The sequence below is a fragment of the Streptomyces sp. NPDC051740 genome, assembly GCF_044453165.1.
Taxonomy (GTDB): Bacteria; Actinomycetota; Actinomycetes; order Streptomycetales; family Streptomycetaceae; genus Streptomyces; species Streptomyces atrovirens.
The window spans coordinates 37,184-46,660 of the sequence record NZ_JBITCL010000007.1 but is presented as its reverse complement, the minus strand read 5'-3'; the positions used below and the strand labels follow the sequence as shown (position 1 = coordinate 46,660).

General features: G+C 71.3%; 9 protein-coding genes and 2 pseudogenes. 3 read left to right on the top strand and 8 right to left on the bottom strand.

Annotated features, from left to right (window positions below; translation table 11 throughout):
• Positions 1 to 146: 146 nt before the first annotated feature.
• The gene (locus ACIA6T_RS13740; RefSeq protein WP_385046857.1) at positions 147 to 434 is read right to left on the bottom strand and encodes a DUF4190 domain-containing protein; all 288 of its coding nucleotides are present in this window, start codon (positions 432 to 434) and stop codon (positions 147 to 149) included.
• 734 nt (positions 435 to 1,168) lie between these two features.
• A complete protein-coding gene (locus tag ACIA6T_RS13735) occupies positions 1,169 to 2,611 on the bottom strand; it encodes a hydrolase (RefSeq protein WP_399446701.1) in 1,443 nt (480 codons plus the stop codon).
• 272 nt (positions 2,612 to 2,883) lie between these two features.
• Between ACIA6T_RS13735 and ACIA6T_RS13730 the strand changes: the two are divergent.
• A pseudogene (locus ACIA6T_RS13730) lies at positions 2,884 to 3,059 on the top strand (VapC toxin family PIN domain ribonuclease); the annotation flags it as partial.
• Between the two features lie 92 nt (positions 3,060 to 3,151).
• Here ACIA6T_RS13730 and ACIA6T_RS13725 read toward each other — a convergent pair.
• Complete coding sequence (locus ACIA6T_RS13725; RefSeq protein WP_399446700.1) at positions 3,152 to 3,490, bottom strand: MerR family transcriptional regulator; 339 nt, start codon at positions 3,488 to 3,490, stop codon at positions 3,152 to 3,154.
• Between the two features lie 630 nt (positions 3,491 to 4,120).
• Between ACIA6T_RS13725 and ACIA6T_RS13720 the strand changes: the two genes are divergently transcribed.
• Entirely contained in the window at positions 4,121 to 4,480 is a 360-nt protein-coding gene (locus tag ACIA6T_RS13720) for a hypothetical protein (RefSeq protein ID WP_399446699.1), read from the top strand.
• A gap of 102 nt (positions 4,481 to 4,582) precedes the next feature.
• Here ACIA6T_RS13720 and ACIA6T_RS13715 read toward each other — a convergent pair whose 3' ends face one another.
• From ACIA6T_RS13715 to ACIA6T_RS13700, 4 genes and pseudogenes are all read right to left on the bottom strand, one after another.
• Positions 4,583 to 4,891: an SCO5918 family protein gene (locus tag ACIA6T_RS13715; RefSeq protein WP_399446698.1), complete on the bottom strand. Its 309-nt coding sequence runs from the start codon at positions 4,889 to 4,891 to the stop codon at positions 4,583 to 4,585.
• A gap of 51 nt (positions 4,892 to 4,942) precedes the next feature.
• Positions 4,943 to 5,346, bottom strand: a pseudogene (locus tag ACIA6T_RS13710) (CBS domain-containing protein).
• Positions 5,347 to 5,392: 46 nt separating this feature from the next.
• Positions 5,393 to 6,889 carry a DEAD/DEAH box helicase gene (locus ACIA6T_RS13705; RefSeq protein ID WP_399446697.1) on the bottom strand — a complete coding sequence of 499 codons (1,497 nt, stop codon included), beginning with the start codon at positions 6,887 to 6,889 and terminating at the stop codon, positions 5,393 to 5,395.
• Positions 6,890 to 7,251: 362 nt separating this feature from the next.
• Positions 7,252 to 7,455, bottom strand: a complete 204-nt coding sequence (locus ACIA6T_RS13700) for a cold-shock protein (protein WP_030730357.1) — start codon at positions 7,453 to 7,455, stop codon at positions 7,252 to 7,254.
• Positions 7,456 to 8,355: 900 nt separating this feature from the next.
• On the opposite strand from ACIA6T_RS13700, the gene ACIA6T_RS13695 reads away from it, so the two are divergent.
• Positions 8,356 to 8,877, top strand: coding sequence for a DUF5994 family protein (locus ACIA6T_RS13695; protein WP_399446696.1), 522 nt, complete (start codon positions 8,356 to 8,358; stop codon positions 8,875 to 8,877).
• Between the two features lie 64 nt (positions 8,878 to 8,941).
• On the opposite strand, the gene ACIA6T_RS13690 is transcribed toward ACIA6T_RS13695, so the two are convergent.
• Positions 8,942 to 9,289: an STAS domain-containing protein gene (locus ACIA6T_RS13690; RefSeq protein ID WP_055622667.1), complete on the bottom strand. Its 348-nt coding sequence runs from the start codon at positions 9,287 to 9,289 to the stop codon at positions 8,942 to 8,944.
• Positions 9,290 to 9,477: the final 188 nt, after the last annotated feature.

Below are 9,477 nucleotides of genomic sequence, written 5' to 3'. Positions count from 1 at the left end.
GGCGCGCGCGGCGGGCGGCCCGCCGGCCCCCGCCCCCCCCCCCCCCCCCCCCCCCCCCCCCCCCCCCCCCCCCCCCCCCCCGCGCGGCCCCCCCCCCCCCCCCCCCCCCCCCCCCCCCACGCCTCACTCGTGTTCCCACGGGGCCGTCAGCCGCCCACGTACCAGCTGAACCCGCCGTTGCTGGCGGCGAAGGCCAGCAGCACGAGCCACAGGACGATGTCGACGACACCGAGGACGATGCCGGCCTTCGCCATCCCGGCGCCGTTCTTGACGGCCGCCTGACGGCGGGCGACGGCACCGAAGACGATGGCCAAGGGGCCGAGGACGATGTTCAGGACGAACAGTCCGACGATGCCGCAGCACAGGCTCGCCACCGCCAGGCCATTGGTGCGCGAGCCGGAGGACGCGGCAGATGAGCTGCCGTAACTCGTCATTGGATACTCCCGGTTGTCGGTTGCACGGACCGAACGGACCGCAGTTTCCTCACTCTTGGCTTACTCGCTCCGAATGCCCCTCCCGGGCACTCCCATGCCGACGGCCCCGTCGCCGGGCCGTACCGCGGCCGCCGGTGCCGGGGCGAGGCAGAGGACGTCGGCAACGGGACGAGGTGCGGCGGACCGCCGCTCGCCTCGCGCCCGACGCGGGCCCCGGACGGGGTTCCCCCGGCACAGGGCCCACCGGGATGCCCAAGGCGTGATCCGGTCGGCCCGGCCGAAGGTGAACTTGCATGCGGCGCGTGCCGCGCCCCGTCCTCGCCTGCCCGACAGGAGTGCCACGGCCGGAGCGACGACGAACAGTGCTGCGAAAGCCACCGCGATGATCACCCCCGTCCTGGGGGGACCGGACCACACCGGCAAACACACTCGCTACGGCCACGAGCGCCAACCCCACGTTCGCGATGGGAAGTTCCACCCGGAAACAGCTCTCGTACCGCAGCGCGCGACGCCCGCAGGTCCGCGGCTCCTCACTCGGACCTCGGCCCACTCCGCACCCCTACGGGTTTCCGGGGTGGAGGCGGCTTCATCAGGTGCCGTCGACTGTTCGCCGCCACCCCGGCGTCACCCAGCCGTTGCCGGTCGCCCACCACGGCGGACACCCGCCGGCGTGAGCCGGCCGGCGGGCGGGCGGCCGAGCGCGCCAGGCGGTCACCGGACCCGTACGGCCCGGCTCACACCGTGAGCCTGACCGCTTCGATCCACAAGGTGTTGTCATGGGTGCCGGCGTAGGTGAAGTCGAGACCGACCCCGGGGTCGTCGCATGCCAGGCCGAGCCAGGTGTCGTCGTGGACGTAGGAGGTCTGGCAGACGGTACCGCCGCCACCGTCGACGCTGATGCTGAACCCCATCATGTGCGGGGCGTCCTCCTCGGTACTGCCGACGTAGTTGTCGATGCCGTCGGCGGCATTCGTCCACGGCTCGGGGTAGTGCCCCTTGCCCTCGGTCGACGCGGGGTCGGGGACGAAGGCGCCGCCGGATGTGCCGTTGGTTCCGGACACGGCGATGTTGACGGCCGTGAGCGGCGTCCCCGAGCCCGCCGTGCCCGCCGTCTCGCCGTCGCACACGGCGTCGGTCCAGCCCTGGCCCGCCGCGTGGACCCGGTAGCAGATGTGCGGTTCGCTCGGCTCCTCCGCGGCCAGTCGCTGGACGGCGGTCGCCGCGGTCCTCTCCGGCGCCTCGGCCTCCTCTTCGGAACCACCACCTCCCGTACCGTCTCCGGCCCCGTCCCCGGCTCCGTCGGGCTGCTGTGTACCGGCCGCGGCCGGGGGCGCCGAGACGCCGGCGGGCGGGGCCTTCGGCGCTTCCAGGGTCGGTGAGGCGGCGGGCGGCAGTGTGCTGCCGGCGGCTTCCTGGCCCTTTTCGGTGGCGGCGCTGCGGACATCGGGCCTGTAGGCGATCCACAGCATCACGAACGCGACCGCCAGCGCCACGGAGACACTGAGGAAGGCCGCCAGCCAGCGCGGCAGGAAACCCCGCTGCACGTACGTGCCCTCCACGTCCAACGGCGGCACACCCGACCGCTGCACCGCCAGGGTGTAGGGCCGGCGCTCCGCCGACCCGAACCAGATGATCTGCCGCGGCTTCAGCGTCGTCCTCACGAACGCCGCACGGCCCGGCTCGATCTGCACATTGCTCGGGTGGATGTCGTACGACAACTGGTCACCGTTGTCGCTGCCGCTCACCGACGCCGTCAGCCTCGTGTTGCCCAGGTTGTCCACGGCCAGCCTCGGACGGCCACGGAAAAGGCCCTTCACCGTCGGCGGCACCAACTCCGCCCGCACTTCGGTGAACGGGGTGACGGTGAGGTTCCCCTCCGGAACCGTCGTCGCCTCCGGATGTTCCGTCGGCGTGATCCGCACCGCGTACGGATTCGGCCCCGCCGTCGCGTCCGGCGTACGCGGCGGAGCGAACGTCAGCTCCACCGACCCCGTCGTCCCCGGATACAACCGCAACGCCTGCGGCTCCACGACGGCCCAGGGCGCGAGAGGACCCACCGCCTCGAAGCGGTACTCGTCCACCACGTCACCGGTGTTGCGCAGACGCAGCCGCACAGTCGTACTACCGCCCGGGTCCACGGTCGCGGAGGCGGGCTCGAGGGAGGTCCAGAGGCTCACTCCCGGACGTTAAGCGAGGCGATGGCGCCGAGTCAGGAAGCAACGGGGCACGATGAGTGCCCGAACAGGCGGAACCGCCTGCCCACCCTCCCGGAACGCGAGCCGTTCTCCCGGCCCACCCTCCCGGAACGCGAGCCGTTCTCCCGGCCCACCCTCCCGGAACGCGAGCCGTTCTCCCGGCCTACCCTCCCCGGGGCCGGCGCAAGCCCTCTTCCGCCTCCGACCGCTCCGGAGTTCCACCGACTCCTCAGCGGGGCGGCGGGACGACCGGCTGCGCCGCGGTGACCAGCGCGGGCCGCAAGCCGCGTCGCCGGGTGGCCGGCCTGGTGATCGCCGCCATCGCCGTGGCCGAGGACCTTCCCCTCTTCACCACCGGCCCCGACGACTTCAGGAGCTGGACGGTCTCCTCACCGTCGTACCGGTCACCCGGCCGAAGGTGCCCCGCGAAGACCGGTGCCGGGTCGGTGGGAGCGCGACGGACTTCGTGTTCCGGCCATGGGTGTGGGTGAGGGCCCGTCGATACCGGCAGGCCCGTTCACCTCAGACTCCGGCCGGTGGATGGGACGATCCGCCGGCGCGTCGGTATTCGGCGTTGATGCGCTGGGCTTCCTCGAGTTGGTCTTCGAGGATGATGATCCGGCATGCGGCCTCGATCGGGGTGCCCTGGTCGACGAGTTCACGCGCGCGTGCCGCGATACGCAGCTGGTAGCGGGAGTAGCGGCGGTGCCCGCCCCCGGAGCGCAGCGGTGTGATCAGTCGTGCTTCGCCTATGGCGCGGAGAAAGCCGGGAGTGGTACCGAGCAACTCGGCGGCCCGGCCCATCGTGTAGGCGGGGTAGTCGTCGTCGTCGAGACGGCCCAGTGATTTGTCTGCTGTCATCTCACCTCTCTGGGGAACGCGTGGAGGGGCCCTGGTGCCGTACGGCACCAGGGCCCCGAAGGAACTACAACACCATCTGCCGACCCTAGTACTGCGTCGGCCTTCTGTTTCCGCACGGCCGTCCGGTACTCCGACGGGGGTGCGGGGATCGCGGATGCGTGACCGGAGACCACCTGCCTATCGATGTCCTGCGGTACCCGGGCTCGCGTCTTCCGCCCGGGCGATCCTGATGGCGCTCGACTCCTCCGTCCTTCCCTCTCGATCAATCACTTGCGAACGGGGACTGCGTACTGCTTGTACTACTGCCCGGCAGTTCGTGTCTGCCGGGCCCTGATCGATCTCGGCTACGAGAGAAATCGTAGTCACGAGTGCTGTGAATGTCTACTCCGGCGATCACAGATTTGGTGTGCTCGGCGATGAGGTGTCCTCTCGGGCCGGACGGATCGGCGAGGTGACGGACGGTCCACCCGGCCACCACCGAGCGGCCGTCCACCACCCCGGCTCGCAGCCGCCCCGCACGCGCACTCCTGACCTGTACTGCGGCGCCGGGGGGAGCCGTGTGCGCTCGTCCTGCCCCTTGGTTCCACCACCCGAGCCGCCCGGACGGGCAGGTGCATAGAATCCGATCTCATGCCGAAGCCTGACGAGCTGATCGTTGACATCGCCGCCCGTGTGGAGTCCGGGCAGAGCAACCAGATGTCCCTGACCGTGGTCACCGGTGGTGCTGTCATCACCGGTCGCCTGGCTCCCGAAGCCGTGTGGAGGCGGAGGGTGTCGGAGGTGCTGACGGACTCCGCCCGCCTGGGCGAGTTCTCCGCCGTCTTCGACACCCCCGCGAAGCAGGAGGGGCCGCCCACACATCTGCACTTCCATGTCGCCCGGATCCTCCAGGGCGCGGTGGGGATCCCGGAGACGGGCGGGATGTACCGCGTCGCGATCGAGGACGTCAGTGCCTGGACCGTGGGCGACTTCAGTTACTCCGACCACTGACCCGTCGCCACGCCGAGAGCGGCATGGCACGCGGTGAGGGCCCTGCCGGCACGTGCCGGCAGGGCCCTCACCGCTCTGTTCGGCTCGCGCCTGTCCCGCCGGTCAGACGGACAGGGAGGTGCCGAGCATCGCGGAAGCCCGCTGCGACGGGCTTTCGAGGCGCGTCGGTACGGCCTCGGGACGGGTGCGACAGGTGAAGCCGAGCCGGGACATGGCCCGAAGGACTTCACCGGCACTGAAATCGCGGCGGTCCTGGCGGGTGATGACCTGGCCGACCTGCTTGGCGGGGTAGTGGCGTCGTCCGATGAGCACGGACTCGCCGGTGACCGGCTCGGGCTTGACGCCCTTCATCGATTCCAGCACGCCGTTCCTGGTCAGCTCGAACGGGAAGCGGGCGATGACACAGCGCATGACGCCTCACAGGGGGAGAAGGAGGGGCGGGGCCGACCGCCGTGAAGCGGTTCAGCGGGGCAGGGCGAGGACACCCGGAGCGTTGCCGTGTTCGTCGACCGCGGGCAGGGCCCCGAGCCGGCGGCGGCGCATCGCACGCTCGGTTTCGGCCCCCGTGGTCAGCGGCGAGGGGAGGGCCCGATGACGTCGGCGATGTCACGCAGACGGATCCGGTCCGTGTATGCGGAACCGTCACGAGCGGCCGTGAGCCCGGCCCGTGTGACCAAGCCGGTGCACAGCCCGTCCTCGTCGCAGACGATCAGATGGCCCGTACGGGCGGCGGCCATCACGGACAGTGCCACCTCCACGGTCATGTCCTCCCAGACCTGCGGTCCGGCCGCGTCCATGGCGTCGGCCACCGTGCCGTGCACGGGGTGGGTACTCGTCGGGCGGGACTGCGTCTGGACCAGCGTCAAAGGGTGCCTCCTGCGGAGTCGGGTCGGTTTCCTGGTCACGAAGGTCCTATGCGGCCGCACCGACGGTGGACCGCGGTACGGGCGCGCGCCGGGCCGCCGGAGCGGGGCGGCGACGGCCGCGCGACGTGCCGCCGCGCTTCTTGGGGCGTTCGGCCGCCGGTGCGGTGATGACGACCGGGATGCCGGAGGGGGCCTGGGCTCCGGTGATGCGGTGCAGGGCCTCTTCGCCGACGCGGACCTCAGTGGTCCGCGGGACGATGCCGGCCGCCGCCATGAGGCGGGTCATGCCGCGGCGCTGGTTCGGGGTGACCAGGGTGACGACGCTGCCGGACTCGCCGGCGCGGGCCGTACGGCCGCCGCGGTGGAGGTAGTCCTTGTGGTCGGTCGGCGGGTCGACGTTGACGACGAGGTCGAGGTTGTCGACGTGGATGCCGCGCGCCGCGACGTTGGTCGCCACCAGCACGCTGACGTGCCCGGTCTTGAACTGCGCCAGCGTGCGGGTGCGCTGCGGCTGCGACTTCCCGCCGTGCAGGGCGGCGGCCCGGATCCCGCTGTTCAGGAGGTGCGCGGTGAGGCCGTCGACGGCGTGCTTGGTGTCGAGGAACATGATCACGCGGCCGTCGCGTGCGGCGATCTGGGTGGTGGCCGTGTGCTTGTCGGCGCCCCGGACATGCAGCACATGGTGCTCCATCGTCGTGACCGCGCCGGCCGAGGGGTCGACGGAGTGCACGACGGGGTCGCTGAGGTAGCGGCGCACGAGCAGGTCGACGTTGCGGTCGAGGGTGGCGGAGAACAGCATGCGCTGACCCTCGGGGCGGACCTGGTCGAGAAGGGCGGTGACCTGCGGCATGAAGCCCATGTCGGCCATCTGGTCGGCCTCGTCGAGGACGGTGACGGAGACCTGGTCCAGTCGGCAGTCGCCGCGGTCGATGAGGTCCTTGAGACGTCCCGGTGTGGCGACGACGACCTCGGCGCCACCGCGCAGCGCGCTCACCTGCCTGCCGATCGACACCCCGCCCACCACGGTGGCCAGCCGCAGCTTCACGGAGCGGGCGTACGGGGCGAGCGCGTCGGTCACCTGCTGCGCCAGCTCACGCGTCGGTACGAGGATCAGCCCCAGCGGCTGCCTGGCCCCGGCGCGCTGCCCGGCCGTACGGGCCAGCAGCGCCAGCCCGAAGGCGAGGGTCTTGCCGGAACCGGTGCGGCCACGGCCGAGGACGTCCCGCCCGGCGAGGGAGTTCGGGAGGGTCGCGGCCTGGATCGGGAACGGTACGGTCACGCCTTGCGAGCCGAGCGCGGCCAACAGCTCCCGGGGCATGTCGAGATCGGTGAAGCCCTCCACGGCGGGAAGCGCGGGGGTGATCGTCTCGGGGAGGGCGAACTCTCCCTGGACCGCGGCGGGCCGGCGGCCGTAACCGCCGGAGCGGCTCGGTCCGCCGGACCGGCGCGGGGCCGACGAACCGAATCGGCTGCCGCCCCTTCCGGAGTCGGCACCGCGGTCACGGGTGCGGGCGAAGCGGTCGTTCGTGCGTGTGCGGTTCATGCGGAACCTTCCTCGATGCGGCACATATCAAGGAATTCCCGCAGCGACGAGCGGCATGGAGAATTGCAAGAATGGGCCGGTGGAACGCGACAGCGAATTTGCCTGACGGGAAATCCGTGCGGGTGCGGGCGCTGAAATGAGTGGCGCGATGCGGACGCGATGTTCGGGCGTCCACGGCGATGCGGCTGTGCAGGGATGCGTCCGCACCCCTGAAGGTCGATCCGTGTGCGGTGAGCCTACGGATTTCCTGGTTTTCGTTCACACTGGTTGTCGTCCACAGGTGAAACCACTGCGGGAAATGCGAGCAGCTGGGGCCCGCACCCCGAAGGATGCGGGCCCCAGCTGCAAAGTGCGCGTCAGTGTCAGGCGGGAACGATGTTCTCGGCCGTCGGGCCCTTCTGGCCCTGCGCGATGTCGAAGGACACCTTCTGGCCCTCGAGCAACTCCCGGAAGCCCTGGGCGGAGATGTTCGAGTAGTGGGCGAACACGTCGGCGCCGCCACCGTCCTGCTCGATGAAGCCGAAGCCCTTTTCCGCGTTGAACCACTTCACGGTGCCAGTAGCCATGTCATTTCTCCTTCGGGGCAGTGCGTCGAGGTCCGCACTGTGCGGACCCCGTGTCGCCGCGATGATCGCCCCACCCGGAAAAGACCGGATACACAAGCGCTTCCAGCGGCACGGAAACCGGCCGGAGAGCATGTGAAGTTTCGGGAACCACAACTGCAACTGAGATCGACGGTAGCACGCCGCAGCAGCCTGTGTGCGGTGAAGAATCCCACTCTGCTTATCGCGACAGGAAATCTGTCCGCATGTCCCGTTGAAATCTCAGCTCGCGGGCACAGCTATTGATTCACCAGGAGTTCAACGTTCCGGGGAGTACGGGGCGCGGTCAGGGCAAGGACTGTCCTCCGAAGGGCCCCGTCGGTCAGAGCGGGAACGCCGCGAAAAGTTCCTCGGCCGGCCGCACACCTGCAATCACCACCGCGGACACACCGCGCTGCGGAGCCGACCACCCGCCGGCCGTGTCCCCGACCTCATGGGTCGGCACACCTGGTCGCCGCCGTGCCGCTGCCCCTCCTGAAAAGTCCGGTCAGGCATCGGGTCCGTGCGCCGCTGCCGCGCCGCGGAGATCGCCACCACGGCCGACATCATCAGGAGGAGCAGGGCGCCCCCGCCCGACATCTGTCCCCGGGTGAGACGCTCCGCAGGGAAGAGCACGAAGGGCTGATCCTGCCGCAGATCAGACCGGACCGGCCCCTGGATCCCCGGGCCGCTGGGTGGCGTCAGCGGCCCCCTGGGCTTCTCGCCGAGTCGTTTCCAGGCGCTGAACGAGCGGGTGAATGAACCCTCGACCGACCGTGCCGACCACCACTCGGCCAGGGCGGCTGAGCCCCGAGGAACGATGCCCGGCGGCTGCTGCGGGGCGGAGTCCCGTCGTCGCACCGGCCCTGCAGACGGCTGGTCATCATGACCAGCTCGGACACACCACCTGTTCCCCGGCGCCTGCCCAGTGGCGTCCACGAGGCCGTGCGGCCGGGGTGTGCGCTTCTCCGGCCGGAGACGACCGAGTCACGCAAGGGCGTGCTCGACGGCGCGTGGTGGCCGCGCTCGCGCGACATCGGCACCGAGCCGCCCGCCCTGTTGAGTGCCCTCGTCGCCCACCTCGGCCCCGTGTCCCGTGCGGGGCCGGACGCCGCCGCCTGGGAGGGTCTCCCGACGCGTGTCGTCGTGGACGACCACGTGGTGCGCGTCGACTCCTTCCCGGTCGGTGACGGCACGGTCCTGATCACCCGGGGCGACCGGGACATCTTCTCGCTGCTGGTCGTCCCGCCCGACGCGGCACCGGATGCCGCCCGTTCCGCGATGGCCCAGGCGGTCCGGGTGGAGAACGTCAGCGACGCGGAACAGATCCTCATCGACACCGGGAGCGGGCGCGGTCCTGTGGGCCGACGGGGCGGCGCGGGGCGGCGCGGGGCGCGACCGGCGTAAGGCTTGACCGGCGCACCAGCGCTCTCCGTCAGGCGGCCCGTTCCCTGGGGCGCTTCTGCCGACGTCAGGCCCGCTGGGGGCGCGCCCCTCCCGGCCTCATCGGGTAGAGCAGACCGTCGGAGCCCGTGTCCATGAGCAGTCGTTCGGTCTGCGGGGAGGGGTGGTGCAGCAGCAGGAACGCCTGGGCCTCGGCGGCATGCTCCGACACGTCGAGGAAGACGCGCAGGCCGCTGTCGTCACAGCGGTCGACGGTGGTCAGATCGACGTCGATGAGGGTGATCCCGTCCCGCAGACACTGCTCCAGAGCCGCGCGCACCCGGGGCGCGGTGACGGGGTCGATCACACCGGCCAGGGTGACCAGGGCCCGCGCGCCCCGGTCGTGCCGGTAGACGTTCAGCCGTGGAAGAGTCATGACGCCTCGGTTCGGACGCTCGGATCCTCGGGTGCTCCAGAGTCTGCGTCCACGCCCCGGGTGGACGGTGGGGCGGAGCGGCCGGTCGGCCGCCCGGCCGCCCGGCCGCCGACCCATGGTGCGGGGTGCGGCTGGGGCGCGCCCCGGCCACGGCGACCGGGCCGGGGGGTGCCGTACCGGTACGCCGC

Bases quoted from the DNA above. Each gene is read 5' to 3' on its own strand.
- ACIA6T_RS13700 (WP_030730357.1), bottom strand. From the start codon at position 7,455: ATGGCTACTGGCACCGTGAAGTGGTTCAACGCGGAAAAGGGCTTCGGC.
- ACIA6T_RS13720 (WP_399446699.1), top strand. From the start codon at position 4,121: ATGCCGAAGCCTGACGAGCTGATCGTTGACATCGCCGCCCGTGTGGAG.
- ACIA6T_RS13695 (WP_399446696.1), top strand. From the start codon at position 8,356: ATGACCAGCTCGGACACACCACCTGTTCCCCGGCGCCTGCCCAGTGGC.
- ACIA6T_RS13740 (WP_385046857.1), bottom strand. From the start codon at position 434: ATGACGAGTTACGGCAGCTCATCTGCCGCGTCCTCCGGCTCGCGCACC.
- ACIA6T_RS13725 (WP_399446700.1), bottom strand. From the start codon at position 3,490: ATGACAGCAGACAAATCACTGGGCCGTCTCGACGACGACGACTACCCC.
- ACIA6T_RS13715 (WP_399446698.1), bottom strand. From the start codon at position 4,891: ATGCGCTGTGTCATCGCCCGCTTCCCGTTCGAGCTGACCAGGAACGGC.
- ACIA6T_RS13690 (WP_055622667.1), bottom strand. From the start codon at position 9,289: ATGACTCTTCCACGGCTGAACGTCTACCGGCACGACCGGGGCGCGCGG.
- ACIA6T_RS13705 (WP_399446697.1), bottom strand. From the start codon at position 6,889: ATGAACCGCACACGCACGAACGACCGCTTCGCCCGCACCCGTGACCGC.